Genomic DNA, 26,048 nt, shown 5'->3' on the forward strand with positions numbered 1-26,048 from the left:
CGGTTAAGGCGCGCCCAGTTGTGCGGATTTGATTTCGGTGAATTCTTCCACGCCGTGGTGGGAAAATTCGCGGCCATTGCCGCTCTGCTTGTAGCCTCCGAACGGCGCCCGGTAATTGAACTCGCCGCCATTAACGAAGCACAGGCCGGCGCGAATGCGTCGCGCAATCTTCAGGGCCTGCTGCTGGTCTTTGGCGTACACGCCAGAGGACAGCCCGTAGGGCGTATCGTTGGCGATGGCCACCGCCTGGTCGAGATCGTCATAGGCAATCACGCACAGCACCGGGCCGAAGATTTCCTCGCGGGCGATGCGCATGTCATTGGTGACATGGGCAAATACCGTCGGGCGCGCAAAGTAGCCCTCGGCAATCCCGTCCGGCTTGCCGACACCGCCGCACACCAGGGTCGCCCCTTCCTCGAGGCCGATCCGGATATAGTCCTGTACCTGCTGCCACTGGCGGGCAGACGACAGCGGTCCCATAAAGGCGTTTTCACCCATGCCCACCTCGATCTCGGCGACGCGCGTGCGGATGATGTCGAGGGCCTCGTCGTAGCGGCTCTGTGGCACCAGCATGCGGGTAAGCGCGGTACAGGTCTGGCCGCTGTTGATCATCACATCGTCCACGCCATAGCGCACCGCCGCGGTGAAATCGCAGTCCTCGGTGATGATGTAGGGGGATTTGCCCCCCAGCTCCTGGGTCACGCGCTTCACGGTGGGCGCGCAGGCCTTGGCAATCTCGATACCCGCACGGGTGGAGCCGGTGAACGACAGCATATCCACCAGCGGGTGTTCACACAGCGCCCTGCCCACTTCGGTGCCGCGGCCCGGTACCAGGTTGAATACGCCCGCCGGCAACCCGGCCTCGTGAAAAATTTCCGCCATCAGGTAATCCTGCAGCGGCGTCTGCTCGGACGGCTTGACCACCATGGTGCAGCCGGCGGCCAGCGCCGCACCGACCTTGCCGACAAACTGGTGCAGGGGGTAATTCCACGGGTTGATGAAACCGCACACACCCACCGCTTCCCGCCATACCAGGGAGTGGCCATGCTCGGCGGTTTCCTCGGTGATGCCGGTGTGTTCGGCGAACAGGCGCATCGCCGCGATCGGCCCATCCACCTGCAGCCAACCGGCAATGTGCAGCGGGCAGCCCATGCTCTCGGACACGGCGCGGATCAGGTCGCCGCGGCGGGCCTGCATCAGGTCTGCGATGCGCAACAGCAGCGCGCGGCGCTCGCTGGCGGGGGTATTCGCCCAGGTATCGAACGCGCGCGCGGCAGCTTCCACGGCAAGCGCCACATCGGCGGCGCTGCCAGCAGGCACACGGGTAATCGGGGATTCATTAGCGGGATTGATGACTTCGAGCCAGGCACTGGAGGAGGACGCCGTCCAGCGGCCATCGACGTAAATCTTGTTATGGTTTGCCATCTTGCTCACTGCAGTTCTGCGGGGACACCGATTGTCCACGACCGTTTGGCGCCGCTTTCATCTTCAGCGACATGCAATCGTCCAACAAACGGGCAATCTGCGCAATAGTTAGTCTTATTCGAATGAATATTCAGTATGCGGGAAGGTCAAGGGCGCCTGTATCACCTGAACAGGTGATACGCGGGTGCACATCGGAAACCGCCGTGCGGCAGCCCATCACCGGGTGGTATTCACATCTTTGGCCGCTGACGACAGGGTCTGTTGCAGGGCCAGCGCCGCCGGTGCCAGCTCCGCCCCGCGGCTTTCCAGCCAGCGGAAAATACGCTCCAGCACCAGCCGCGTGCGATCATTGACCGCGCCACTGTGGTCGCAGACCAGATACAGCGACTGGCCGATGGTATATGAGCGCTCGATCACCGTCACCAGGCGCCCGCTCTTCAGGTCTTCACTCACTTCCAGCCGGTCGGCCAGTGCCAGCCCCATCCCCAGGCGCGCAGCCTCGATGGCCTGGTACGCGTAATCCAGCGACAAACCATTGACCGCCGGCGCGTACGCGACCCCCTGCGCGGTAAACCATCCCTGCCACTGCTGCTGGCGGTCGTGCAGCAGCGGCAGTGCCAGCAGGTCGGCCGGGCGCAGGGCGCGGCTTGCATCCTGCCGCGCCTGCAGCAGCTGCGGGCTCGCCACCGGCAGGTAGTGCTCCTGGTACAGCGGCGTCACCTGGCGGCCCGGTGCATCCGGCTCCCCGAGGCACACCGCAATGTCCACCTCGCCAGCGAGGCGCTGGGCGCGCGGCTCGATGGTGGTCACCCGCAAGCGGATTTCCGGATAGCGCTGCTGCACCTCCGCCAGGATCCGCAGCAGCCAGCGCGTGGCAATGGTCGCGGTGGTGGCGATCACCACCTCACCGGACAGGTTGCCAGGATCCAGCGTCAGCAGGCCCTGCTCGAGGCGCCCGAAGGCCTCGGATACCGAACGGTGCAGGCGCTTGCCAGCGGCAGTCAGCGACAGGCGGTTGCCGCTGCGCAGGAACAGCGGCGTACCCAGACGCTCTTCCAGTTCGCGGATCTGGCGACTGAGCGCCGGGTGCGACACATGCAGCTCCTCCGCCGCCCGCCGCAGGTGGCAATGGCGCCCCACCGCGTGAAAGCTGCGCAGGGAAGTCAGGGACAGGTTTCGAAGCTCGGCGGCCATGGTTCGACTCTCACTACGGTGCCTTTATGGCACCAAGATGGCAATTAATAGTTAATTGTGTTCGCAAAATCAAACCATAGACTTGTGCTAAACCCTATACATCCATTTACACAATAAAACTCCGGATGCATTCCATGACCGATACCAGCCAAGTCCGCATCGACGGCCAGCGCCTGTGGGACTCCCTGATGGAGATGGCCCGCATCGGTGCCACCGACAAAGGCGGCTGCAACCGCCAGGCCCTCACCGACCTCGACAAGCAGGGCCGAGACCTCTTCGTACAGTGGTGTGAAGACGCCGGCTGCGGCGTCACCGTCGACGCCATGGGCAACATTTTCGCCCGTCGTCCCGGCACCAACCCCGCCCTGCCCCCGGTACTCACCGGCTCGCACCTCGACACCCAGCCCACCGGTGGCAAATTCGACGGTGTGTACGGCGTACTCGCGGGCCTCGAAGTGGTGCGCAGCCTGAACGACGCCGGCATCGAAACCGAAGCGCCACTGGAAGTCGCGGTTTGGACCAACGAAGAAGGTGCCCGCTTCTCCCCCGCCATGATCGGCTCCGGCGTGTGGAGCGGCGAGTTCGAGCAGGACTATGCCTACGCCCGCACTGACAAGGAAGGCAAAACCTTCGGCGAAGAACTCGCGCGCATCGGCTACAGAGGCGAAGTGCCGGCCAAGCCGCGCCCCCTCGCCGCCGCGTTTGAAGTGCATATCGAGCAGGGGCCGATTCTCGAGGCCGAACAGAAGCAGATCGGCGTACTCTCCGGGGTACAGGGCATGTACTGGTACGACCTCACCCTGATCGGCCAGCCCTGCCACGCCGGCCCCAGCCCCATGGAAACCCGGCGCGACCCGTTCATGGGCCTGCACCGCATCCTCGACGAACTCTACAAACTCGCCGCCGAACACGGCCCCTGGGCCCGGGCCACCTTCGGCGACATCCGCGTCGAGCCGGGCAGCCGCAACACCGTGCCGGAAAAACTGGTACTGGCCGTCGATCTGCGCCACCCGAAGCAGAATATTCTCGACGCCATGGACCAGCGCTTCCGCGAAATCACCGCACGCGTCGCGGACGACACCGGCCTCGAACACCAGATCCGCGACGAATGGCGCTCCCCCGCGGTCGCCTTCGATCAGAACTGTGTGGAAGCCGTGCGCAGCGCTGTCGCCGAGCTGGGTTACAGCAACAAGGAAATGGTCTCCGGTGCCGGGCACGACTCCGTGTACATCTCCCGTGTTGCCCCCACCAGCATGATCTTTGTGCCCTGCGAGAAAGGCCTGAGTCACAACGAAGCGGAAAATGCCAAGGCGGAAGACCTGGAAGCGGGCGCCAATGTGCTGCTGCACGCGATGCTAAAAATGGCAAAGACGAGCTAACAAGGCTCAGCACTTAATGCGAAGCCGCCGATGCCGGTAAACCTTCGCGAGACCTTCGAAAACATGGATGTTTTCGCAGAGCCCCCAGGGATGGGTATACGGCGCGTCTCGCGAAGGTTTACCGGTAGCGGCGGCGCCACGGTACCGCCTGAGCGGTACCTCGGACTCCGACAAGAATTCGAGAAAGACGATGACAGAATTTACCTACAAACACCGCAACGACAACGGCAACACCGTGCGCCTCGAAAACTGGGGCATCGACTCCGAATACGGCGTGCTCACCGACCTGCTGGTCGGCCCCATCGACAACTACACCTGGCAGATGGGCAACGCCGCCTCCCGCCGCTCCGTGCGCCTCGGCCGCCAGTTCGACGCCGCCGTCGCCAAGCGCCAGCACCAGGAAATGCTCGACGCCTACAAACACGCCGGCGTCACTACCCACCTGCTGCCCGCCGACCCCAATCTCCCCTACCAGCTCTATGCACGCGACAGCAGCGTCATGACCCCCTGGGGCCCGATCGTTACCCAGATGTACTCCCCCTGGCGCCGCGGCGAATGGGTCGACGTGGTCAAGACCTACCAGAAACTCGACATCCCGATTTACGACATCATCACCGCCGGCAGCCTCGAAGGCGGCGACTTCATGGTGCTAGAACCTGGCGTTATCCTGTGCGGCTACAGCGGCGAGCGCACCTCACCCCTGGGCTTCAACCAGATGAAAAGCTGGATCGAAAAAGAAGGCTGGGAAGTAAAGGGTTACGAGTTCGACCCCTACTTCCTGCACATCGACGTGCTGGTGGCGGCGCTGGCGGAAAAGCTCGTCGCCGTATGCGTGGATGCGGTGGAGCCAGAACTGGTGCAGTGGTTCAAATCCCGCAACTTCGAAATCATCGACATCTCCTACCCACAGGTCATGGAGCTGGGCGTGAACGTAGTTGCACTGGGTAGCGATCGCGTCATGCTGCCGTCGGACAACACCGAACTGAAAGAAAAATGCCGCGCCCATGGACTGGAAGTGATCGACCCGGATATCTCGATGATCACCGCCGGCGGCGGCGGCGTGCACTGCATGTGCCAGCCGCTGGCGAGAAAGCCCGCGTAAAACCACTTTAAACAGAGTGGCAAATAAAAAGGGCGGCCAATGGCCGCCCTTTTACGTCAACGCGAGTGTATGGCCGCAGTACTACTTCCAGTGATCCTTTCATCGATCCTTTCAGCGGGCCTCGCTAATTTCCTTCTCGCTTACCAGAAGCACACCATTCCCCCAGGTATTCGAAATAAACGCAATGATTGCCACAATCTCGCGATCGGTCAGGAAATCCAGAGACGGCATCCGTGGTTCTTCAGAGCCGTCGGCCAGCTGAGCGGTACGCCCGTGTAACAGGGTTTTGATGAGCAACGGTTTGTTCGCCAGCAACTTGGGGTCGCGCAGTGACGGGTAGAGTGCCTCTTCGCCATAGCCGTCGATCTGATGGCATTTGATGCAATTGTCCGCAAAGGTCAGCGCTCCCAGCGCAATCAGGTTGCGCGTGTCCTGCTCCTCAGCGACCGCCCGCAGAGAGAGTGCTGCGAGCAGAAGGCCAACCGATATCGTGAATTTCATGCAATGGATCCTTTTGCCGATAAAACGTTTTGTTTATTTTCCCTGCGCCCGCAGTAAACCGGAACCGGCAATGCCGCCGGCCGCGCACGCCAGAATAATTACCAGCGGGGTCAGCGTCCCCAGTGCCAGCGCACCGATGCCCAGGCCGCGCATCGGCAACAGGATCAGCAGCAGGATGCCCGCCGGAATCAGCGACAGCAGGAAGCCGCGGGTAATCCAGCTTTTCTGCCACGGCAGCATAAAAATGAGGCCACAGATTCCGCCCCACACCACCCGCTGATAAACATAAGCGCTGGAAAGATAGGGTGCGATATCCACATGCAGAAAGCGGCTGAAACCGTAGTGCCCCATTGCCCACAGTGCGAGCGCGTAACCCAGTCCGGCAAAGCAGCCGGCGGCAAAACAGAAGGACAGGTTTCTCAAAAATTCTCGCACTTACAACCTCCAGAAATGGTGCCCGTTAAAACGATGTCTAATTCAGGGACGAATAGAGAGGAGTATGCCAGAACCACAGCAGCGAATCGCAAACCGGGGTTCACATTTACCGGCCAGTGTGAGGGCGAGCAGCACAGAAATAAAAAACGCACTGCCCCGATAGGCAAGGAGAAGTCCGGGGCAATGCGTTTAGAAAGGGGATGTCAGGTTCAGGCAGGACGCTTGGTTTCGCCGTAGAGCTCTTCCAGCATCGCCTCGATACGCTCGGCCAGCGCGTCCTGTGAGTCGTCCAGCAGGATTACATGGCCCATTTTGCGGCCCGGGCGCAGGCCCTTGCCGTAAGACCAGACGCCTTCATTCTGCAGCGCGGGCTTCTTGTCCACGCCGAGCATGTTGATCATCACCGCCGGGCGCGCCGCTTCGGTATCGCCCAGTTCCATGCCCAGGATCGCGCGCACGTGGTTGGCGAACTGGCTGGTCTTGGCTCCAGCTAAAGTCCAGTGACCACTGTTGTGCACCCGCGGGGCCAGCTCGTTGATCAGCAGGCCGTCGTCGGTGACGAAGCACTCCATCGCCAGCACGCCCACGTAATCCCAGGCGTTCATCAGGGTGGCCAGGTAGGTCTCCGCGGTGTGCTGCAGCTCTTCACTCACATGCGGTGCCGGTGCGGTGGAAACCAGCAGGGTGCCGTTGTAATGGTCGTTTTCCGCCAGCGGATAGGTCACGACCTTGCCGTCGGCGGTGCGCGCACCGATCAGGGACACCTCACGGGAGAAGCTGATGCCCTTCTCCACCACGTATTCCGATTCGGGCACAGCGTTGGCGATAGCCGCGAGATCCTCATCACTGTTGACCCGCCACTGGTTCTTGCCGTCGTAACCGTTTTCACAGCTCTTGATAAACGACGGATAGCCCAGCTGTTTCACTGCCGAGCAGATCTCATCGTAATTGTTGGCCGGCAGGAACGGTGCCACCGGCAGGCCGGCGACGGTGATGGCAGTTTTCTCGCGCAGGCGATGCTGGGTTTTCTCAAACGCATCCGGGCGCGGATACACCGGGCAGCACTTTTCCAGCGCACGCAGCAGGTCCACGGGTACGCCTTCGCGCTCGGCGGTGATCACTTCGGGGCTGCCCATGGCTTCATAAAGCGCCGCAATATCGTCGCCTTCACGGGCGTGCACGATAGGGCCGAGGCCTTCCACACAGGTGGTGTTCTCGTCGCCCTCAGCGAGGAAACTGAATTCGATTCCCAGCGGGCGCGCCTCCTGGGCCATCATCTGGGCCAGCTGGCCACAACCAACAATACCTACGCGTCTGACCGTCATTTTCCGCTACACCTCGTAAACGTTCAGTAATCTAAAACCGGCTTATTCCACTTCGAACGGGACGCTGGCGCTCTGGTTTTCACGCCAGGCGATCAGGCGCTTTTGCAGCTCCGGATCGGTCAGGGACAGAATCTGTGCCGCCATCAGGCCCGCATTGAACGCACCGGAAGCGCCCACCGCCTGGGTGGCAACGGCTACGCCCTTGGGCATCTGCACGATAGACAGCAGGCTGTCCATACCGGTCATGAACTTGCTCGCCACCGGCACACCGATCACCGGCAGCGGGGTCATCGCCGCGATCATGCCCGGCAAATGCGCGGAGCCGCCGGCACCGGCGATGATCACCTGGGTACCGCGCTCGTGGGCAGTGGTGGCGAACTCCACCATGCGCTGGGGCGTGCGGTGCGCGGAAACCACGGCGGTGGCAAAGGGAACACCCAGATCGGTAAGTGGCTTGGTCGCCATTTCCATGGTCGGCCAGTCAGATTGGGATCCCATCACGATGGTGACTTTTTCAAACGGAAGCTGATTCACTTACGGTTAACTCCGGTGTTGTACGAGCGCCAGCCTGGCGGGGTTCGCAGCACAATTAATACTTGGGTAATCGCCCGGGACAGCGCCGTGGAAGCGCCTGTTGTGACCCGAGGCTCGACTGCGGCCGCCGGCCGCCCCGATTCAGGGGCGTGAAGGATACCAAAACTCAGCGAGAAAGCACCCTGCAGGCCGATTTCCGGGGGTATTAGGGGTTTCGGGCGGGAGTTTGCCGCTGGTGATCTCCCTTTTACCCGGCCATCTGGACAATTAGTAACATTCACTGGGTGCCGGCTGGCGCCTATAACGGAACCATAGCGTGGCGCGCAGCCCGCGCCACGTGAGAGTGACCAAGTGGTATCAGCTGGCCTTGAGATTCAGCTGGCCGCGTAGCCGGGCCAGCACCGGCGCCACCTCAGGGCGCACGCCGCGCCACAGGTAAAACGCCTCCGCCGCCTGCCCCACCAGCATGCCCAGCCCGTCGGCGGTGCGCGCACCGAGCTGCCCGGCCCACTGCATGAACGGGGTGGGCTCCGCACCGTAGACCATGTCGTAGGCGCAGCAATCAGCCCCGACCACAGCATCGGCAATTGCCGGGCGGTCGCCGGCCAGGCTCGCGGCACTGGCGTTGATGATCAGGTCAAAGCCCGCTGGAATATCTTCCAGGCCACTGGCAGTCACGGGCCCGTAACTGGAGAAGTCTTCTGCCAACTGTGCCGCCTTTGCCGCGGTGCGGTTGGCAATATGCAGCTGTGCCGGCGCTTGTTCCAGCAGCGGCAGCAGCGCGCCCCGACTCGCACCACCGGCACCCAGCAGCAGTATTTTTTTGCCGGTAAGCGGCCAGCCGAGATGCTGCTTGAGATCGGCCACCAGGCCGGCGCCATCGGTGTTGTCGCCGAGAATCGAGCCATCCTCCTGTACCGCCAGGGTATTGACGGCGCCGGCGGTCCTGGCGCGCTCGGTTAGCGCACCGGCAAAGTCAAACGCATCGAGTTTGAACGGTACCGTAACATTCAGTCCGCGACCGCCATCCGCAAAAAATTTTTCCGCAGTGCCGGCAAACTCACCGAGGGGCGCCCGCATTTTTTCGTAGGCGATGTCCTGCCGGGTTTGCGCAGCAAATGCGCGATGTATTTCCGGAGACAGCGAGTGTTCGATGGGGTTGCCAACAACTGCGTAGAAATCTGTCACGCCCGGCTCACTCTTTTTTGTTTATGGGTGGGTGTTGGAAAAATGGGGGGTTACTTCACGACCTTTTTTGCAGGTTTTCACGCGGATTTTGCCCGCAATGCCTCCCTGAGGCGGAGGGTTTCATCCACGCCGATTAGGCCATCGATTTTCAGTTTGCCATTGTGGTCACACACAATGTAGCGCGTAAAGGCGCTGTAAATCTGCCGCGGTTTTTCCCCGGAGGTATCCAGCAACACCCAGCTCAATGTGGCGAGGCTGTTGTTTTCATTCAGCTCGTTGACGTCAGTCACCGCACCGACAATCTGGTTTACCCCCAGCTTTGCATAGAGCTTCAGCAGCTTTTCAACGCGACCGATAAAGTACTCGCGGGAGAGCTGGGACTTTTCGCCATTGGAAAAATAATAATGGAGCGGGAAGCGATAGAAGTCAGCGATCTGTTCTGCATCGCGCGCTTCGAACAGGCGCCGGTACTCCAGGAACAGCTTGTTGATTTCTTCCAGACGGGCCTTGTGCATGTCTTGTTCCTTTATAAACGATGCCACTTGGGGATGCCGCAGTCCTTTGCGGCGGAAATACGACGGGCCTGACTTACACCCACTCTTTGTGCGGCAGGAAGTCGGTATAGAGCTTTTCTTCCGGTGTACCCGGCTCCGGATGCCAGTCGTAACGCCAGCGCACTTCCGACGGCAGCGACATCAGGATGGATTCGGTACGGCCACCGCTCTGCAGGCCGAACAGGGTGCCGCGGTCAAACACCAGGTTGAACTCGACATAGCGGCCGCGGCGGTAGAGCTGGAAGTCGCGCTCGCGTTCGCCGTATGCGGTGTCTTTGCGTTTTTTCAGGATCGGCAGGTAGGCATCCAAATAGCTGTCCCCCACAGCCTGCATAAAGGCGAACGCATTGTCGAAGCCACCTTCGCTGAAGTCATCAAAAAACAGGCCGCCGACACCGCGGGCTTCCCCGCGGTGCTTCAGGTAAAAATATTCATCGCACCATTTTTTAAAGCGCGGATAGATATCCGCACCAAAAGGCGCGCAGGCATTTTTCGCGGTCTGGTGCCAGTGCACCACGTCTTCCTCGAAACCGTAGTATGGCGTCAGGTCGTAACCGCCGCCGAACCACCACACCGGTTCCGCGCCGTCTTTTTCCGCCACAAACAGACGCACATTGGCGTGGCTGGTGGGTGCGTAAGGGTTTTTCGGGTGGATGACCAGGCTAACGCCCATGGCCTCGAACGAGCGCCCGGCCAATTCGGGGCGTGCGGCAGTGGCGGAAGGCGGCAGTTTGTCGCCGTGCACGTGGGAAAAATTCACCCCGCCCTTTTCGATCACATTGCCATTTTCCAGTACCCGGGTGCGGCCGCCGCCACCGCCCTCGCGCTCCCAGGCGTCTTCCATAAACGCACTGCCGTCTACTGCGGCAAGTTCGCCACAGATGCGATCCTGCAGGTTCAGCAGATAGTCTTTTACGGCCTGGATGTTTATCTGTGTCATGGAAAACTCACAATCAATTCTTTGGCGGGATCCAGCAGCGCAGGATCAATGGTGCTGATATTCCTCAGCCGGCGCGCACGATGCGGCCGCTGGTCACATCGCGGATTTCACTGGGGGCAGTGCGACCACCGGTATTGCCACCACCGACAAAGTCCAGCTCGTCACCGAAGTAACGCAGTACCTGGAACTTATGTCGTGCCGGCTGACAACCGGTTGGGTTCGCGGAGGTGGATACGATGGCGCCGCCAAAGGCGCGCGACAGCGCGGCGGTAAACGGATGGTTTGTATGGCGCAGGGCCACGCTGTGGTGAATGCCACTGATCCACGCCGGCACCTGGTCAAAATGCGGTACCAGCCAGGTCACGGGCCCGGGCCAGGTGGCATCCACACGGGCACGCTGGTCACCGCTCAGGTTATGCAGCAGTCCGCTGAAGTGATTCACATCGCCCGTCACCAGAATCAGGCCTTTCTCCAGCGGCCGGTTTTTCAGCTTCAGCAGGCGCGCGACCGCATCCGGGTTGTTCGGGTCGCAGGCCAGGCCCCACACAGACTCCGTCGGGTGGGCAATCACGCCGCCGGCGGCGAGTTCTCGCGCAGCGGTCGCCAGCGAGAGGCCAGCACTAAGCAGGATTGGATGTTTTTTTTCTGGCAAGGGTCGAGACTCTATCAGGCCTTGCGGCCCTGCAGCGTATGCTGCAGCGGCGCGTTCCAGGCGTTAACGACTTCTGCATCGGCGCGGCACCCTGTAACAAACCAACGTGCCATTCGGCACCAACGGAGCCGATGCGCTGCCTATTGTACACCGCGTCATTTATGCCGACGCGCGCCAATATACAGTTGGTGCCGGGGCTGGTTCGGGGAGCGCAGCAATTTAGCGGATACTCTCATCCTAGACAAGTTGGCCCCAAGCCGGCGCCTGTCGGCGTAAACCGCTGGGCTGTTCTCTCCATCCCATTACCAAACACTTACCCGGAAAATTGTTCGCGGCAGTCCGCCGTGTGATACTGCGCTAGCGATAGGCGTACACCGGCGACAGTGCCGGTTCCTTATAAGTAGTGGTAGCGAATTTCCCGATGCATCTCGCCCTGATCCGATCCGGTATAGCAGGCCCGTTGATCCTGCTCGCAGTTATTGTCCTGGTCGCGGCCATGCCTGCAGCGGAGACCTGGCTGGTCTATAACCGGGCCCTTATTGACGGGGGTGAAGTCTGGCGCCTGCTAACCGGGCATCTCACGCATACCAATAGCGAACACCTGCTGCTGAATACTGCGGGGCTCGTTCTGCTGTGGATACTGCACGGCCAGCACTACCGGCTGTGGCCATTCTTCGGCATGACCGCCCTGCTCTGTCTGGTTACCGGCGTCGCGCTGTACCTGTTCAGCCCGGGTACCGAGATTTACCTGGGGCTGTCCGGGGTATTGCACGGCCTGATTATCTGGGGCGGGCTGCTGGATATTCGCGCGCGCTGGCGCACCGGGTACCTGCTGGTGGCAGGCACCTGGATCAAGGTGGGACTGGAGCAGTGGTTTGGCGCCAGTGCGGACACCGCCGGCATGATTGGCGCGGAAGTAGCCATCGACGCGCACCTTTGGGGTACTGCGGCCGGAATGCTGCTGGGCCTGCCGGCACTTGAGCGTCGGGCCGGCCCAGCCAATAAGGAAGTCTCTCAGCCCTCGTAGCTGACCCGATAAATGGCGCCGGCGTAGTCGTCTGATATCAGCAGGGCGCCATCCGGCATCACCAGCACGTCCACCGGGCGTCCCCAGTTTTCCTCGCCCTGCAGCCAACCGTCGATAAACGGCTTGTAGGCCGTTGCTTCACCCTCGTCGTTCAGTGTGACCATGGTCACCCGGTAGCCGATCTTGCTACTGCGGTTCCAGGAGCCGTGTTCCGCAATCAGTACCTGGTTGCGATATTCGGCCGGGAACTGCTTACCGGTATAAAACTTGACTCCCAGTGGTGCCACATGGGGGCCCAGTTTCTGCACCGGCGGCACAAAAGCGCCGCAATTTTTCCCTTCGCCGAACTCGGGATCGACAATGTCGCCCCCATGGCAATAGGGGTAGCCGAAATGCTGGCCGGCAACCGGCGCCGTATTCAGCTCGCAGGGCGGCGTGTCGTCACCGAGCAGATCGCGACCGTTGTCGGTAAACCACAATGCTTTGGTCTGCGGGTGCCAGGTGAAGCCCACGGTGTTGCGTACCCCTTCCGCCCAGGTTTCGGTTTTTGCCACCTTGTCGCCTTCAATTTTGAGACGCTGGATATTGGCGTAATCCTCTTCATCACAGATATTGCACGGCGCGCCCACCGGAACGTACAGCCAGCCGTCGGGCCCGAACGCGATGTATTTCCACCCGTGGTGCTTGTCGGGGAACTGCTCGGTGATGGTGACCGGCGGCGGCGGGTTATCGAGGCGCGACTCAATATCGTCAAAGCGCAGGATGCTGGTGACAGCGCTCACATACAGGTCGCCATCCTTGAAGGCGACGCCAGTGGGCAGTTTGAGCCCTTCGGCGATGACCTGCACCGCGTCCGCCTTCTGATCGCCGTCTTTGTCGGTAATTGCGTAGACCTTGCCCTCGCGCATGGAACCGACGAACAGCGTGCCCCTGTCGCCCCGTGTCATATGGCGCGCATTGGGAACGTCTTTGGCGTAGAGCTCGATCTTGAAGCCCTGGGGCAGGTTCAGTTTGTCGAGAAAGATCTCGCCCTTCTCGGCAGCGGCCGCGCCGAGTGAAGTCAGTAAAAGGGTTGCGGCGCTAAAAATGGCCGTGCGGTGCCAATGGCGGATGCGCATCAGGGAGGCTCTCCGGAATTGCTGGGTCGAAATGAAACGGATGTTTTCGCAGACCCTAGCGATTTTTGCCTTATCCGGCCAGATGTTTTGTCCCCTGAACAGTAAGCTGGTAGCCGCCGCCCAACCCTTCAACCAGTCCCTGGAGCTCCAGTTGCAGTAGTCCCGACATCAGCGCACCCGCTTCCGCACCGGTGTCGCGCGCGAGCTGCTCAAGGGTGCGGACATCACCAGCGATGGCCTGCACGATGCGTCGCAACTCCTGTGGCAGTGACACCAGACTGGCCTCGGAATCGGCGAATAACTCCGCCTGCTGTGCTAGCGCGCCAAGTGAGCCGCCGAGCTGCGCAACGATATCGCTGCTCGCTTCCACCAGCGCCGCGCCCTGCTTGATCATGTGGTGGCACCCCCGCGCGAGCGGGTTGTGGATCGAGCCGGGAATGGCGAACACCTCACGGTTCTGTTCCAGCGCGAGCCGCGCCGTGATCAGGGAACCGGAGCGTACGGCCGCTTCAACCAGCAATACGCCGAGGCTCAGCCCGGAGATGATGCGGTTGCGGCGCGGGAAATTTCCCGCTTCCGGCGCCGTGCCCAGCGGCAACTCACTCACGATGGCACCACCCGCCTGCAGAATTTCCGCCGCCAGCTTGCCGTTGCGCCGGGGATACAGGCGATCCACCCCGGTACCCAATACCGCAATAGTGTTACCGGCAACCTTGAGCGCCCCAGCGTGAGCCGCGGCATCAACGCCCAGGGCGAGTCCGGAGGTAACCGCAAACCCGGCCGCCGCCAGATCCGCTGAAAAGGCGTGCGCATTGTCGAGCCCGGCCTGGCTGGCCCGGCGCCCTCCCACCACCGCGATCTGTGGCAGCGCGAGCGCATCTACACTGCCGCGCACGTACAGCAGCGGCGGTGGGCGGTGGATTTCCTTTAAAAGTGCCGGGTAGCCATCGCTGTCCCATGCCAGCAAGTGCACAGCCTGGGTATCACAGCGGTGACGCTCTTCCTGCGCCCACTGCGCCAGCTCACTGTCCAGCCCCTGGCGCTGGTATTCGGCCAGTTGCGCGCATGCACGCGCAGGGAGCTTGCGGGAAAAATGTGTGGGGGATTGTTCGAGGGCGGCAGCGGCACTGCCGAATTGCTCCAGCAGCCGCCAGTAGAGAGCGGGGCCGAGCCCCTCGAGGCGCATCAGCGCCAGAGTCGCGGTCAACGCATCCATGCGCGATCCTGTTATCTGGAAGGTAGTGACTGCGCGGGTTCATTCCCGGCAGCGCCCGCAATCCTTTGTGGCGCCGCCGGTCGCTCAGCAGTTGATCAGGGGTTACGTACTACGTCCATCACGGCCAGCGGCTTGTCCGCATCCAGTACCAGGCCCAGGCTCATTTTTTCAAAACTGCGGAAGACCATCAGTACGCCAGCGCGTTCGTCAGGCAGCTTCACATTCTGGCGCGCAACGCGATCGCGCACGGTAGCGCCACGCTTGTAGATTGCCAGCACATGACCGGGCTCCAGGCCTTCACGCAGGCCACGGTTGATGGCCACCACATCGTACTTGGCGACCTGGGTCACCCCCTCTTCCACCCCGAGGATGACACCTTCAACCGGGGTCGCCGGTGCGCCCGGCTGGAACAGGGCAGCAATGGAGCGCTCCTCGACCGGCAGCAGACGGTCTTCCAGGCGGATATCACGGGAGGTACGGGTAACGTCGAGCGTGGCAACCGCATACTCGGTATTGGCGTTGTCTTCATCCAGCTGGCGGAGATCGGCAGAACCGATGTCCAGCGCCTGCTGGCCAAGTTGCTCGCCGGTGTAGGGGTCGGCGTACACTGGCCCCGGGCGGTAGATGCCATAGGATGCCAGCGGCTCGCGGAAATCGCCGCGGGCATAAATTTTCTCGCCCGCGCCCATGAGGATGCGCTGATCCTGACCGGAAATCACATAGGGCACACCTCTGAAGGCATTCGGCCCGACGATGCGCGTGCGCGACAGGAACGCATTGATGGCATCCAGCGGAATCGCGGGGATCGCGCTGCTGATAGGCTCCCGGCGCACACTCGGGCCGAGGCGGTTGTTGCTCACCGGGGAGAGCTTATAGGCGGTGGGTCCGCGCTCCAGCTCAAGGCGCGGCTGGCCATCGACGTATACCAGGTTCAGGCGGTCACCGGGATAGATCAGGTGCGGGTTCTCAACCTGCGGGTTTACCTGCCAGATTTCCGGCCAGTACCAGGGCTGGGAAAGGAAGCGTCCGGAAATATCCCACAAGGTGTCGCCCTTCTCGACAACATAGGTGTCCGGATGGTCAGGCCTTAGGCGCGAGTCTTGCGCCTGAATGCCGAAGGTCGCCAGCAGGGTTGCGGCGGCGGCCAGGATTATTTTTTTCATGGAAGCATTCCTATGCTCTTTATCGCTATAATCTCACAGCGCTGGACCGGGGTCGGCTGATGCCACCGGTTGAGGGGCGCGAAAAGCGCTCTCGCTGGCAGAATTGCCAGTGTGCGGAAAAAGTGCCCCAGCAGCAAATTTCAAGCGCGATCATTATGTTATCAGCGCAAGTTCCACTAAGACTAGAAGTTTGTCACAGGTGTTATGGCCAAACTGGAAATCCTAGAATTCCCCGATCCCCGCCTGCGCAAGGTTGCAGAACCTGTCGCGGAAGTAACCGATGCGCATCGCACACTGATCGATGACATGTTCGAGACCATGTACGACGCCCCGGGTGTCGGCCTGGCTGCGACCCAGATCAATGTACACGAGCGCATCGTAGTGATCGATGTGTCCGAGGATCAGAGCGAGCCGCTGGTGCTGATCAATCCTGAGGTTGAGGTGCTCGACCCGGAGATCCACAAGTACGACGAGGGCTGCCTGTCGGTGCCCGGTTTCTACGAAACCGTGCAGCGCCCGCGCCAGATCCGCCTCAAGGCGCTCGATCGCAACGGCGAAGCCTACGCACTGGAAGCCGAAGGCCTGCTGGCCGTGTGCATCCAGCACGAGATCGACCACCTGGATGGCAAACTGTTCGTGGATTACATCTCACCGCTCAAGCGCAACCGGATCCGCTCCAAGCTGGAAAAAGCGCACAAGCAGCGCGCCTGACCCCACTCCTCCCGAATTCCGCCCCCGGCACATTCTCAGCGGCCGGGGGCTAAAGACCTCCGGACACCATGAACCAGCCACTGAACATCGTCTTCGCCGGTACGCCGGACTTTGCCGCCGTACACCTGCAAGCCCTGCTCGACAGCGAGCACAATGTCGTTGCCGTTTACAGCCAACCGGATCGCCCCGCCGGGCGCGGCAAGAAGCTGCTCGCCAGCCCGGTAAAACAGCTGGCGCTCGAGCACGACATCCCCGTGTACCAGCCCCTCACCCTGCGGGATGAAGCCGCACAGGCAGAACTGGCTGCACTCAAGGCCGATGTGATGGTGGTGGTGGCTTACGGCCTGATCCTGCCGCAAGTGGTGCTGGATACTCCGCGTCTCGGCTGTGTAAACGTACACGCCTCACTGCTGCCGCGCTGGCGCGGTGCCGCGCCGATCCAGCGTGCGGTGGAAGCCGGCGACGCCGAAAGCGGTGTCGCCATCATGCAGATGGAAGCCGGCCTGGATACCGGCCCGGTGCTGGTGGAAGTGCGAACCCCGATCGCCCCCCGCGAAACCGGCGGCAGCCTGCACGACAAGCTCGCGCAACTGGGCGGCCCGGCGCTGCTCGAGGCACTGGCGCAACTGCGCGACGGCACCGCCAGCCCGCAGACACAAAACGACGATCTCGCCAATTACGCCGGCAAGATCACCAAAGAAGAAGCCCGCATCGACTGGCAGCGGCCCGCCGCAGAGCTGGAGCGCCTGATTCGCGCCTTTAATCCTTTCCCCGTCTGCTGGACCGAATATCTCGACGGCAAGGGAGCCCCACAGCGCCTGCGCGTCTACAGCGCAAAACTGGAACAGGGCTGCCACACCGACCAGCCGGGCACCATTCTCAGTGCCGACGACGAAGGCCTGCTGGTCGCCTGCGGGCGCGAGGCCCTGCGCCTGACACAACTACAATTGCCGGGTAAAAAAGCACTGCCGATTGCCGAAATCCTCAAGGGCTACCGCGACCTGTTCGGCGCTGGCACCAAACTGGGTGAAACCCATGAATGATCCCCGCGCGCTCGCCGCTCGTGTTATCGCACGCCTGCAACAGGACCGGGGCTCCCTGCAACGCCTGCTGCCGTGGGCAGAAAAACAGGTGGAGGAGCAGAACCGCGCCCTGTTGCGCGAACTCTGCTACGGCACCGCCCGCTTCGCCCCGCGCCTGGAATTGTTGCTGGGCAAACTGGTACGCAAACCGGTCAAGGATGAAGAGCTCACCGCACTGATGCTGGTGGGCCTGTACCAGCTCGAGTACACCCGCATACCGGATCACGCCGCCATTGCCGCCACCGTGGAAGCCGCGCGCGCGCTCAAACTGGGGCACGCCACCGGCGTGGTCAATGGCGTGCTGCGCAATGCGCTGCGAAATAAAGAAGCACTCACTCGCAAGCTCTCCGGCAACCCGCAATTCAGCTCCGCGCACCCCGAGTGGCTGCAGCAGGCGATCAAGGCCGCCTGGGGCGACGACGCCAGAAGCATTTTCGCTGCGAACAACAGCAACCCGCCGATGACCCTGCGGGTAAACACCAGCAAGACCAGCCGCGACGACTACCTGAATGCCCTCGCAGAAGTAGAAATCACCGCCACACCCTGCAGTTTTTCCCCTGCCGGCCTGGTTCTCGAACAGGCCGTACCGGTAACCCGCCTGCCCGGTTTCGAAGATGGAATGGTGAGCGTACAGGACGAGTCCGCCCAGCTCGCCGCCCAGCTTCTGGCACCACAGCCAGGCGAGAAAATCCTCGACGCCTGCGCGGCCCCCGGCGGCAAGACCTGCCATTTACTGGAACTGCAACCGGACATCGACCTCACCGCCCTCGACGTGGAAGAAGAGCGCCTGGACCGGGTGATCGAAAACCTCGAACGCATCGGCGGCGCCGCGCAGCTGATCTGTGCCGACGCTGCCGAGCCCGAGCACTGGTGGGACGGTGAACAATACGACCGCATCCTCCTCGACGCGCCCTGCTCCGCCACCGGCGTCATCCGCCGCAACCCCGATATCAAACTGCTGCGCCGCGCCGAAGACATTCCAGAGCTGGCCGCGCTACAGGGCAGAATCCTCCGGGCTATGTGGGGCCTGCTGAAGCCGGGCGGTACCCTGCTCTATGCCACCTGCTCCATACTCCCTGAGGAAAACAGCGCACAGGTCGCGCGCTTCGTTGCGGAGACCGGGGATGCGAGCGACAATACCCCGCCGTTGCTGAATGATCAGTCTTGGGGACTGCCACAGGAAGCTGGTATGCAGCTACTTCCAGGTATCCATGTGGGCGATGGCTTTTACTATGCGAAGCTGGTTAAGGCCGAGCCATAGAATTCATGGCATCAAATGTCGTGCAAGTCGCTTACGAAGTAAAAATGTAAGAATTGAAGTCGGGGTGCCGGGTGTGGGTTTTCAGGATCGTCGCAAACAGGATGTTTGCGCCGAAGCGCCCAGGGATGGGTTCACAGCGGTCCTGAAAACCCACACCCGGAGCCGCGACGCCACCGCGCCAGCAAAAAAGCCAATGCGGACAGGGCACTAAGGCCAGATAACAAAGGCCCCCAAAACCAATTATGAAAATCATTATTCTCGGCGCCGGCCAGGTCGGCGGATCGCTGGCAGAGAGCCTCGCTTCTGAGCGCAACGACATAGTTCTGATAGACAGCGACGAGAAGACCCTGCGCGAGCTGCGCGACCGCTTCGATATCGGTGTGGTTCAGGGGCACGCGTCGCACCCGGACATCCTCAAGGAAGCCGGTATCGAAGACGCCGACATCCTGGTGGCCGTCACCAACAATGACGAAACCAATATGGCCGCGTGCCAGATTGCCCACTCCCTGTTTCGGGTGACCACCAAGATCGCACGCATCCGCTCATCTGCTTACCTGCAGTACCCCGAACTGTTCGACCCCCAGTCGATCCCCATCGACGTACTCATCAGCCCCGAGCAGATCGTATCCGAATACATTGCGCGCCTGATCGAACACCCCGGCGCACTGCAGGTACTGGATTTTGCCGACGGCCGCGTACAGCTCGTCGCCGTGCGCGCCGTCCAGGGCGGGCCCCTGGTCGGCCACCAGCTGCGCTACCTGCGCGAACACATGCCCAAAGTGGACACCCGCGTAGCCGCCATCTACCGCCGCAACAGCCCCATCATTCCCCAGGGCTCCACCGTCATCGAAGCCGGCGACGAAGTCTTCTTTATCGCCGCCCGCCAGGACATCCGCGCGGTAATGAGCGAACTGCGCCGGCTCGAACAGGGCTACAAACGCATCACCATCGCCGGCGGCGGCAACATCGGCCTGCGCCTCGCGCACAAGCTGGAAAACCGCTACTCGGTCAAAATCATCGAGCAGGATCACGACCGCTGTATCTTCCTATCAGAAGAACTCAGCAACTGCATCGTGCTGCACGGCAGCGCCTCGGACCAGGACCTGCTGCTGGAAGAAAACATCGAAGACACCGATGTCTTCCTTGCCCTCACCAACGACGACGAAGCCAACATCATGTCGTCGCTGCTCGCCAAGCGCCTGGGGGCACGCAAGGTCATGACCCTGATCAACAACCGCGCCTATGTGGACCTGGTTCAGGGTGGCGATATCGATATCGCCATCTCGCCCCAGCAGAACACCATCGGCAGCCTGCTTACCCATGTGCGCCGCGGCGACATGGTGAACGTGCACTCCCTGCGCCGCGGTGCCGCCGAAGCCATCGAAGTCATCGCCCACGGCGACAACCGCACGTCCAAGGTGGTGGGACGCAAGATCGAGGATATTGACCTGCCGGAAGGCGCCTCGATCGGCGCCATCGTGCGTGAACGCGATGGCGAGAGTCAGGTGCTGATCGCTCACGACAACATCATCGTCGAGTCCGACGATCACGTCATCGTGTTCCTGGTAGACCGCCGCCACACCCGCCACGTGGAACAGCTGTTCCAGGTCGGCTTCAGCTTCTTCTGACGGCGGGTTACTGCACATGCGTCTTGCTGTTATCGCGCGGGTTTTCGGCATTCTGCTCACGGTCTTCAGCCTCACGCTGCTACCGCCCATCGGCGTATCCCTGTGGTACGACGACGGTACCCACATCGCCTTCAGCATCGCCTTCGGCATCACCCTGCTGACCGGACTCTTTATGTGGCTGCCGGTGCACGACCTGAAACAGGACCTGCGCACCCGCGACGGCTTCGTCGTCACCTCGCTGTTCTGGCTGGTACTCGGCAGCTTTGGTGCATTGCCGCTCATCATCAGTCCACAGCCGGACCTGAGCGTGGTCGACTCCATCTTCGAATCGATTTCCGGCCTCACCACCACCGGTGCGACCACCATTACCGGCCTCGACACCCTGCCGCCGGCGATTCTGTATTACCGCCAGCAGCTGCAGTGGTTTGGCGGCATTGGCGTGATCGTGATCGCGCTCGCCATCCTGCCCATGCTCGGCATCGGCGGCATGCAGCTGTACAAGGCGGAAATGCCCGGGCCAGTGAAAGACACCAAGCTGACCCCGCGCATCGCCGAAACCGCGCGCGCCCTGATCGTGATCTATGTGATTCTCACCATCCTGTGTGGCATCGGTTACTGGTGGGCCGGCATGTCGGTGTTCGACGCGGTCGGCCACGCCTTTTCCACGGTCGCCAACGGCGGTTTCTCCACCCACGACGCAAGCATGGGGTTCTATGCGCAGAACCACGCGATCATGGCCATTGCCGTGATCTTCATGCTCACCGCGGGGATCAACTTCGGCCTGCACTTTTTCGCGTTCAGCAATCGCAGCCTGAGCCACTACTGGAAAGACTCCGAGTTCCGTTTCTTCGTCTGGACCATGATCAGTGCCAGCGCAGTCATCGTCGGCTACCTGTGGCTGTCCGGCACCTTCAGCCTGAATGGCAGCCTGCTGCACGGGATATTCCAGGTAGTGTCGATCGGCACCACCGCGGGCTTCGCGTCCGAGAGCTTCGCGCTGTGGCCCGCGTTCCTGCCCTATGTGCTGCTGATGATCGGGATTATGGGCGGCTGCGCCGCCTCCACCTGTGGTGGTATCAAGACCGTGCGGGTGATGCTGATCCTGAAGTCGGGGCTGCGGGAGCTGAATCGACTGGTACACCCGAATGCCGTGGTGCCGATCAAGGTCAACGGAAAGATCGTGCCGCCGCGGGTAACTGATGCGGTGTGGGGATTCTTTGCGGTTTATATCCTGTCTTTCTTCGTCTTCACCATCGTGGTGATGGCGACCGGCGAGAACTTCGTCACCTCGTTCTCCACCGTCGCCGCCTGCCTGAGCAATATCGGCCCGGCACTGGGCGATGCGGCCGCCCACTACGGTTCGGTGAACGAAGTCGCCAAGTGTTTCCTGATCCTGGCGATGCTGATGGGCCGCCTGGAGATTTTTACCCTGCTGGTTCTGCTGACGCCGGCGTTCTGGCGGCACTGAGCCATTCTGCGTGGCTGCCGCAAAGCGGCAGCCTCAACCCCTGCGATAGATTCCGGTCTTGCCCTCGGGTCCCCGGCGGAAACGCTTGTATTCCCACTGGTACTGCTCCGGCGCTTCCGCGATACACGCTTCCACGCCGCGATTCAGCGCCGCCAGTGAAACCTTCTGCTCCTCGCTGTAGATCGCCTGCTCAGCGGGCAGCAATACCAGTTCGAAACCTCCCGGCACACGCTTGCCAAACCCGAATACCACCTTGCAGCCCGTGCGCTGGACCAGGTTGTAAGCCAGGGTCATGGTCAGCGCCGGGTGGCCAAAAAACGGCGCGAAATCGCCGCCGCTCTCTTCCGGTTCCTGATCCGGCAGCACGCCGACGATATCCCCTGCCTTCAGGGCCTTGAGCAGCGCGCGCACCCCGCGCACATTGGTGGGCACAAGCTTCGCACCGGTGGATTCACGCCCGGCGCGGATCACCGGATCCAGCGCCGCAATCTTCGGCGGCGCGTAGAGACTGGTGGTGGGGCCCACCGTGGCCAGGTACTGGCCGAATATCTCCCAATTGCCGATATGTGGCGCCAGCACCAGAACCCCGCGCCCCTCGTCCACGCCATCCGTCAGCAGCTGCTGGTTGCGCACCCGCACGATCGCATCCTCGGCGCGGCTCCACGACTGGCGCCAAAGGCTCGCCACTTCAAACCCGGTCATGGCGGTATTCACCACACTCTGGCGCGCGAGGCTGTTGCGCTGCGCCGGACTCATCGCCGGATAGCAGTGCGCCAGATTGATCCTGCTCACGCGCAGGCTCTCGCCACGGCTGGCCACCGCCATATAGCCCACGAGACCGCCAAGCCGGCGCGACCAGCGCAGGGGCAGCCTGCCCACCAGTTTCAATGCGCCCGCCGCGAGTTGCCCTTTGATGTCCAACGTCTCTACATCCTTCTCACACGGGTGTTTCCCACCCGGATTTCTCATTATGGTCGCTAGATCGACACGAATTCGACAGCCGCTGTTTAGTGCGCAACCCGCTGCCGCTATAATTGCGCCCCTTGTCTTTTCACCCAGCTGAAACCGGAGATTGCGGTGTCCGAGCAACATAATTCCAGTCCACAGGACTTGAGCACCTTTCAGGGTCTGATTTTTACCCTGCAGGAATACTGGGCGCGCCAAGGGTGCGTCATTCTACAGCCTCTGGATATGGAAGTGGGTGCCGGTACTTTCCACCCGGCCACCTTCCTGCGCGCCATCGGCCCGGAAACCTGGAACGCGGCGTATGTACAGCCCTGTCGCCGCCCTACAGACGGCCGCTACGGTGAAAACCCCAACCGCCTGCAGCACTACTACCAGTACCAGGTGGTAATGAAGCCATCCCCGGACAATATTCAGGAACTGTACCTCGACAGCCTGCGCGCCCTGGGTATTGACCCTGCAGTGCACGATATCCGCTTCGTGGAAGACAACTGGGAATCCCCGACCCTGGGCGCCTGGGGCCTCGGCTGGGAAGTGTGGCTGAACGGCATGGAGGTGACCCAGTTCACCTACTTCCAGCAGGTGGGTGGTATCGAGTGCTACCCGGTCACCGGTGAGATTACCTACGGTATCGAGCGTATTGCCATGTACCTGCAGGGCGTGGAATCCATCTACGACCTGGTGTGGACCCGCAATGCCGACGGCACGCCGGTCACCTACGGCGATGTATTCCACCAGAACGAAGTGGAAATGTCCCGCTACAACTTCGAACACGCCGACGTTGAATTCCTGTTCAATACCTTCGATCACTGCGAGCGCGAAAGCCAGCGCCTGATCGAACTCGGCCTGCCGCTGCCGGCGTACGAGCAGGTGATGAAAGCCTCCCATGCCTTCAACCTGCTGGACGCACGCCACGCAATTTCTGTTACCGAGCGCCAGCGCTTTATCCTGCGGGTGCGCACCCTGGCACGCGCGGTCGCCCAGGCCTATTTCGACGCGCGCCACGCCCTCGGTTTCCCGCTGGCGACAGAATCCGCCCGCAATGATGTACTCGCCCAACTCGATGCGCAGAAGGAGAAGAAGTAATGGCTCAGGATTTTCTGGTTGAGCTGGGCACCGAAGAACTGCCCCCCAAAGCCCTGCACAAACTGATGCAGGCATTCGCCGACGGCATCGAGCAGGGACTGAAAGACGCGGAACTGGAGTATGGCGCGATCAAGGCGTTCGCCAGCCCGCGCCGACTCGCGGTCGCGGTCAGCGACCTGGCGGAAAAGCAGCAGGACAAACAGGTCGAAAAGCACGGCCCCGCAGTCGCCGCCGCATTCGATAAGGACGGCAAGGCCACCAAAGCCGCTGAAGGTTTCGCCCGCGGCAACGGTGTCAGCGTGGATGAACTCGCCCGCGTGCAGACCGACAAAGGCGAGCGCCTGGCATTCATCAGTGAGCAGAAAGGTGAAGCGACGGAAAACCTGCTGGGTGACATCGTCAGCCGCTCCCTTGCGCAACTGCCGATCCCGAAGCGCATGCGCTGGGGGGCGCGCAAGGAAGAATTCGTACGTCCGGTACACTGGCTGCTGATGTTGTTCGGCAACAATGTGGTCGATGCGGAAGTGCTTGGCCTCAAGGCCGGTAACACCACCCGCGGCCACCGTTTCCACTGCAACCGCGAGCTGGCCGTGGCCTCCGCCAACGACTATGTGCAGCAGCTGCGCGATCCCGGTTATGTGGTAGCGGATTTTGCCGAGCGCCGCGAAATGATCCGCGAGCAGGTGCAGGCTGAAGCCAACAATGTGAATGGCGAGGCGGTGATCGACGACGATCTGCTGGACGAAGTAACCGCGCTTGTCGAGTGGCCGGTGGCGCTCACCGGTCGCTTTGAAAAGCGCTTCCTGGATGTGCCGGCAGAAGCCCTGATCTCCTCCATGAAGGAGCACCAGAAATATTTCCACGTGGTGGATGAAGACGGCAACCTGATGCCGTTCTTTATCACCGTATCCAATATTGAAAGTACCGATGCCAAACAGGTTATCCAGGGTAACGAGCGCGTAATCCGCCCGCGCCTTTCCGACGCTGCATTTTTCTTCGAGACCGACAAGAAAATCAGCCTGGAAGCGCGCCGCGAAAAACTCAAAACCATCGTTTTCCAGCAGAAACTCGGCACTGTCTACGACAAGACCGAACGCCTCGCCAAACTGGCGGCGGCGATCGCGGAAAAAATTGGCGGCGACGCGGCTCTCGCGCAACGCGCAGCACAACTGTGCAAGTCCGACCTCGTCACCGAAATGGTGTTCGAGTTTGCGGATATGCAGGGCATCGCCGGCTACTACTATGCGGAAAATGACGGCGAGCCGCTGGACGTGGCCAAAGCCATGTACGAGCAGTACATGCCGAAGTTTGCCGGCGATGAACTGCCGGCGAGCGAAACCGGCACCATTATCGCGCTGGCGGATCGTATCGATACGCTGGTGGGTATTTTCGGTATCGGCCAGCCACCGAGCGGTTCCCGCGATCCGTTTGCACTGCGCCGCGCCAGTCTGGGTGTGTTGCGCCTGCTGGTGGAAAAAAATATCGACCTCGACCTGCGCGAACTGCTCACCCTCGCCCGCGATGGCTACCCGCGCACCGCACTGGCGGAACACGACAATGTCGTCGAGCAGACCCTGGCGTATATGATCGAGCGCTTCCGCGCCCGCTACGAAGATGCTGGCATCAAGGCCGAGGTATTCCTTGCGGTATCTGCGCGCAAACTGTCACGTCCGCTGGACATCGACAACCGCGTACAGGCGGTACATAGCTTCAGCCAGCTGGCAGAAGCCGAAGCCCTCGCGGCCGCCAACAAGCGCGTGTCGAATATCCTGGCCAAGCTCAACGGCCCGGCACCGACACAGGTTGACGAAAGCCTGCTGCAGGAGGATGCGGAAAAAGCCCTGTACGCAGCAATCCAGGAAGCCTCTGCAGGTGTCGAGCCGCTATATAAAGAAGCGCTGTTTGCCGAAGGCCTGGCCGGGCTGGCTAGCCTGCGCGAAACCGTGGACAACTTCTTCGATGGCGTCATGGTAATGGCCGACGACGAGCAGCTGCGCAACAACCGTCTCGCACTGCTGGCCAACCTGCGTGCGCTGTTCCTGGAAGTGGCCGATATTTCCCTGCTGGCTCCGGCCAAGTAAGTCCCGGGTAGGCAC

At 61.6% G+C, this 26,048-nt stretch carries 24 protein-coding genes; 10 read left to right on the forward strand and 14 right to left on the reverse strand.

Features of this window, described 5'->3' with window-relative positions:
- Nucleotides 1-3 precede the first annotated feature (3 nt).
- Both ACNKU7_RS10630 and ACNKU7_RS10635 read right to left on the reverse strand, forming a co-directional pair.
- Nucleotides 4-1,425: an aldehyde dehydrogenase family protein gene (locus tag ACNKU7_RS10630; protein WP_418297104.1), complete on the reverse strand. Its 1,422-nt coding sequence runs from the start codon at nt 1,423-1,425 to the stop codon at nt 4-6.
- Nucleotides 1,426-1,641: 216 nt separating this feature from the next.
- Entirely contained in the window at nt 1,642-2,619 is a 978-nt protein-coding gene (locus ACNKU7_RS10635; protein ID WP_418296961.1) for a LysR substrate-binding domain-containing protein, read from the reverse strand.
- A 134-nt stretch (nt 2,620-2,753) separates the two neighbouring features.
- Between ACNKU7_RS10635 and ACNKU7_RS10640 the strand changes: the two genes are divergently transcribed.
- Together ACNKU7_RS10640 and ACNKU7_RS10645 are read left to right on the forward strand one after the other, a co-directional pair.
- Nucleotides 2,754-3,998 (forward strand): Zn-dependent hydrolase, encoded by a 1,245-nt coding sequence (locus ACNKU7_RS10640; RefSeq protein ID WP_418296962.1) that lies wholly within the window; start codon nt 2,754-2,756, stop codon nt 3,996-3,998.
- A gap of 190 nt (nt 3,999-4,188) precedes the next feature.
- Nucleotides 4,189-5,100: a dimethylarginine dimethylaminohydrolase family protein gene (locus ACNKU7_RS10645; RefSeq protein ID WP_418296963.1), complete on the forward strand. Its 912-nt coding sequence runs from the start codon at nt 4,189-4,191 to the stop codon at nt 5,098-5,100.
- A 111-nt stretch (nt 5,101-5,211) separates the two neighbouring features.
- Here ACNKU7_RS10645 and ACNKU7_RS10650 read toward each other — a convergent pair whose 3' ends face one another.
- The 8 genes from ACNKU7_RS10650 to tsaC form a co-directional block, all read right to left on the reverse strand.
- On the reverse strand, nt 5,212-5,601 hold the full coding sequence (locus ACNKU7_RS10650) for a c-type cytochrome (protein ID WP_418296964.1): 390 nt from the start codon (nt 5,599-5,601) through the stop codon (nt 5,212-5,214).
- 33 nt (nt 5,602-5,634) lie between these two features.
- Complete coding sequence (locus ACNKU7_RS10655) at nt 5,635-6,036, reverse strand: hypothetical protein (RefSeq protein WP_418296965.1); 402 nt, start codon at nt 6,034-6,036, stop codon at nt 5,635-5,637.
- A 209-nt stretch (nt 6,037-6,245) separates the two neighbouring features.
- Nucleotides 6,246-7,361 carry a 5-(carboxyamino)imidazole ribonucleotide synthase gene (locus tag ACNKU7_RS10660; RefSeq protein WP_418296966.1) on the reverse strand — a complete coding sequence of 372 codons (1,116 nt, stop codon included), beginning with the start codon at nt 7,359-7,361 and terminating at the stop codon, nt 6,246-6,248.
- A gap of 42 nt (nt 7,362-7,403) precedes the next feature.
- Nucleotides 7,404-7,895, reverse strand: coding sequence for a 5-(carboxyamino)imidazole ribonucleotide mutase (purE, locus tag ACNKU7_RS10665; RefSeq protein WP_418296967.1), 492 nt, complete (start codon nt 7,893-7,895; stop codon nt 7,404-7,406).
- Nucleotides 7,896-8,252: 357 nt separating this feature from the next.
- Nucleotides 8,253-9,083: a shikimate dehydrogenase gene (gene aroE / locus ACNKU7_RS10670; RefSeq protein ID WP_418296968.1), complete on the reverse strand. Its 831-nt coding sequence runs from the start codon at nt 9,081-9,083 to the stop codon at nt 8,253-8,255.
- A gap of 77 nt (nt 9,084-9,160) precedes the next feature.
- Nucleotides 9,161-9,598: a hypothetical protein gene (locus ACNKU7_RS10675; protein ID WP_418296969.1), complete on the reverse strand. Its 438-nt coding sequence runs from the start codon at nt 9,596-9,598 to the stop codon at nt 9,161-9,163.
- Nucleotides 9,599-9,671: 73 nt separating this feature from the next.
- Nucleotides 9,672-10,577, reverse strand: a complete 906-nt coding sequence (gene hemF / locus ACNKU7_RS10680) for an oxygen-dependent coproporphyrinogen oxidase (RefSeq protein ID WP_418296970.1) — start codon at nt 10,575-10,577, stop codon at nt 9,672-9,674.
- Nucleotides 10,578-10,641: 64 nt separating this feature from the next.
- Nucleotides 10,642-11,229, reverse strand: coding sequence for an L-threonylcarbamoyladenylate synthase type 1 TsaC (gene tsaC / locus ACNKU7_RS10685; protein ID WP_418296971.1), 588 nt, complete (start codon nt 11,227-11,229; stop codon nt 10,642-10,644).
- 421 nt (nt 11,230-11,650) lie between these two features.
- On the opposite strand from tsaC, the gene rrtA reads away from it, so the two are divergent.
- The gene (gene rrtA, locus ACNKU7_RS10690; RefSeq protein ID WP_418296972.1) at nt 11,651-12,256 is read left to right on the forward strand and encodes a rhombosortase; all 606 of its coding nucleotides are present in this window, start codon (nt 11,651-11,653) and stop codon (nt 12,254-12,256) included.
- Here the strand turns inward: rrtA and ACNKU7_RS10695 are convergent.
- From ACNKU7_RS10695 to ACNKU7_RS10705, 3 genes are all read right to left on the reverse strand, one after another.
- A complete protein-coding gene (locus tag ACNKU7_RS10695; RefSeq protein ID WP_418296973.1) occupies nt 12,244-13,374 on the reverse strand; it encodes a PQQ-dependent sugar dehydrogenase in 1,131 nt (376 codons plus the stop codon). The two genes, rrtA and ACNKU7_RS10695, sit on opposite strands and share 13 nt — an antisense overlap.
- Nucleotides 13,375-13,444: 70 nt before the next feature.
- Nucleotides 13,445-14,590, reverse strand: a complete 1,146-nt coding sequence (gene dprA / locus ACNKU7_RS10700) for a DNA-processing protein DprA (protein ID WP_418296974.1) — start codon at nt 14,588-14,590, stop codon at nt 13,445-13,447.
- 95 nt (nt 14,591-14,685) lie between these two features.
- Complete coding sequence (locus tag ACNKU7_RS10705) at nt 14,686-15,753, reverse strand: LysM peptidoglycan-binding domain-containing protein (protein WP_418296975.1); 1,068 nt, start codon at nt 15,751-15,753, stop codon at nt 14,686-14,688.
- A 204-nt stretch (nt 15,754-15,957) separates the two neighbouring features.
- On the opposite strand from ACNKU7_RS10705, the gene def reads away from it, so the two are divergent.
- From def to ACNKU7_RS10730, 5 genes are all read left to right on the forward strand, one after another.
- Nucleotides 15,958-16,464, forward strand: a complete 507-nt coding sequence (gene def / locus ACNKU7_RS10710; protein ID WP_418296976.1) for a peptide deformylase — start codon at nt 15,958-15,960, stop codon at nt 16,462-16,464.
- A 68-nt stretch (nt 16,465-16,532) separates the two neighbouring features.
- Nucleotides 16,533-17,507: a methionyl-tRNA formyltransferase gene (gene fmt / locus ACNKU7_RS10715; RefSeq protein WP_418296977.1), complete on the forward strand. Its 975-nt coding sequence runs from the start codon at nt 16,533-16,535 to the stop codon at nt 17,505-17,507.
- Entirely contained in the window at nt 17,500-18,807 is a 1,308-nt protein-coding gene (rsmB, locus tag ACNKU7_RS10720) for a 16S rRNA (cytosine(967)-C(5))-methyltransferase RsmB (protein ID WP_418296978.1), read from the forward strand. The genes fmt and rsmB overlap by 8 nt, the downstream gene beginning before the upstream one ends.
- Nucleotides 18,808-19,049: 242 nt before the next feature.
- Nucleotides 19,050-20,435, forward strand: coding sequence for a Trk system potassium transporter TrkA (trkA, locus tag ACNKU7_RS10725; protein WP_418296979.1), 1,386 nt, complete (start codon nt 19,050-19,052; stop codon nt 20,433-20,435).
- Nucleotides 20,436-20,451: 16 nt separating this feature from the next.
- Nucleotides 20,452-21,903: a TrkH family potassium uptake protein gene (locus ACNKU7_RS10730; RefSeq protein WP_418296980.1), complete on the forward strand. Its 1,452-nt coding sequence runs from the start codon at nt 20,452-20,454 to the stop codon at nt 21,901-21,903.
- Between the two features lie 33 nt (nt 21,904-21,936).
- On the opposite strand, the gene ACNKU7_RS10735 is transcribed toward ACNKU7_RS10730, so the two are convergent.
- Nucleotides 21,937-22,872 (reverse strand): lysophospholipid acyltransferase family protein, encoded by a 936-nt coding sequence (locus ACNKU7_RS10735; protein ID WP_418296981.1) that lies wholly within the window; start codon nt 22,870-22,872, stop codon nt 21,937-21,939.
- 108 nt (nt 22,873-22,980) lie between these two features.
- Here ACNKU7_RS10735 and glyQ point away from each other — a divergent pair, with 108 nt between their 5' ends.
- Both glyQ and glyS read left to right on the forward strand, forming a co-directional pair.
- Nucleotides 22,981-23,952, forward strand: coding sequence for a glycine--tRNA ligase subunit alpha (glyQ, locus tag ACNKU7_RS10740; RefSeq protein WP_418296982.1), 972 nt, complete (start codon nt 22,981-22,983; stop codon nt 23,950-23,952).
- A complete protein-coding gene (gene glyS, locus ACNKU7_RS10745) occupies nt 23,952-26,033 on the forward strand; it encodes a glycine--tRNA ligase subunit beta (RefSeq protein WP_418296983.1) in 2,082 nt (693 codons plus the stop codon). The genes glyQ and glyS overlap by 1 nt, the downstream gene beginning before the upstream one ends.
- Nucleotides 26,034-26,048: the final 15 nt, after the last annotated feature.

The sequence above is a fragment of the Microbulbifer weihaiensis genome (assembly GCF_048323715.1).
Taxonomy (GTDB): domain Bacteria; phylum Pseudomonadota; class Gammaproteobacteria; order Pseudomonadales; family Cellvibrionaceae; genus Microbulbifer.

Coding starts and splice junctions, on each gene's coding strand:
- glyS (WP_418296983.1), top strand. CDS start 23,952: ATGGCTCAGGATTTTCTGGTTGAGCTGGGCACCGAAGAACTGCCCCCC.
- ACNKU7_RS10650 (WP_418296964.1), bottom strand. CDS start 5,601: ATGAAATTCACGATATCGGTTGGCCTTCTGCTCGCAGCACTCTCTCTG.
- ACNKU7_RS10640 (WP_418296962.1), top strand. CDS start 2,754: ATGACCGATACCAGCCAAGTCCGCATCGACGGCCAGCGCCTGTGGGAC.
- ACNKU7_RS10645 (WP_418296963.1), top strand. CDS start 4,189: ATGACAGAATTTACCTACAAACACCGCAACGACAACGGCAACACCGTG.
- rrtA (WP_418296972.1), top strand. CDS start 11,651: ATGCATCTCGCCCTGATCCGATCCGGTATAGCAGGCCCGTTGATCCTG.
- ACNKU7_RS10695 (WP_418296973.1), bottom strand. CDS start 13,374: ATGCGCATCCGCCATTGGCACCGCACGGCCATTTTTAGCGCCGCAACC.
- dprA (WP_418296974.1), bottom strand. CDS start 14,590: ATGGATGCGTTGACCGCGACTCTGGCGCTGATGCGCCTCGAGGGGCTC.
- ACNKU7_RS10705 (WP_418296975.1), bottom strand. CDS start 15,753: ATGAAAAAAATAATCCTGGCCGCCGCCGCAACCCTGCTGGCGACCTTC.
- ACNKU7_RS10635 (WP_418296961.1), bottom strand. CDS start 2,619: ATGGCCGCCGAGCTTCGAAACCTGTCCCTGACTTCCCTGCGCAGCTTT.
- trkA (WP_418296979.1), top strand. CDS start 19,050: ATGAAAATCATTATTCTCGGCGCCGGCCAGGTCGGCGGATCGCTGGCA.
- ACNKU7_RS10630 (WP_418297104.1), bottom strand. CDS start 1,425: ATGGCAAACCATAACAAGATTTACGTCGATGGCCGCTGGACGGCGTCC.
- ACNKU7_RS10675 (WP_418296969.1), bottom strand. CDS start 9,598: ATGCACAAGGCCCGTCTGGAAGAAATCAACAAGCTGTTCCTGGAGTAC.
- fmt (WP_418296977.1), top strand. CDS start 16,533: ATGAACCAGCCACTGAACATCGTCTTCGCCGGTACGCCGGACTTTGCC.
- hemF (WP_418296970.1), bottom strand. CDS start 10,577: ATGACACAGATAAACATCCAGGCCGTAAAAGACTATCTGCTGAACCTG.
- ACNKU7_RS10660 (WP_418296966.1), bottom strand. CDS start 7,361: ATGACGGTCAGACGCGTAGGTATTGTTGGTTGTGGCCAGCTGGCCCAG.
- ACNKU7_RS10730 (WP_418296980.1), top strand. CDS start 20,452: ATGCGTCTTGCTGTTATCGCGCGGGTTTTCGGCATTCTGCTCACGGTC.
- rsmB (WP_418296978.1), top strand. CDS start 17,500: ATGAATGATCCCCGCGCGCTCGCCGCTCGTGTTATCGCACGCCTGCAA.
- ACNKU7_RS10735 (WP_418296981.1), bottom strand. CDS start 22,872: ATGAGAAATCCGGGTGGGAAACACCCGTGTGAGAAGGATGTAGAGACG.
- def (WP_418296976.1), top strand. CDS start 15,958: ATGGCCAAACTGGAAATCCTAGAATTCCCCGATCCCCGCCTGCGCAAG.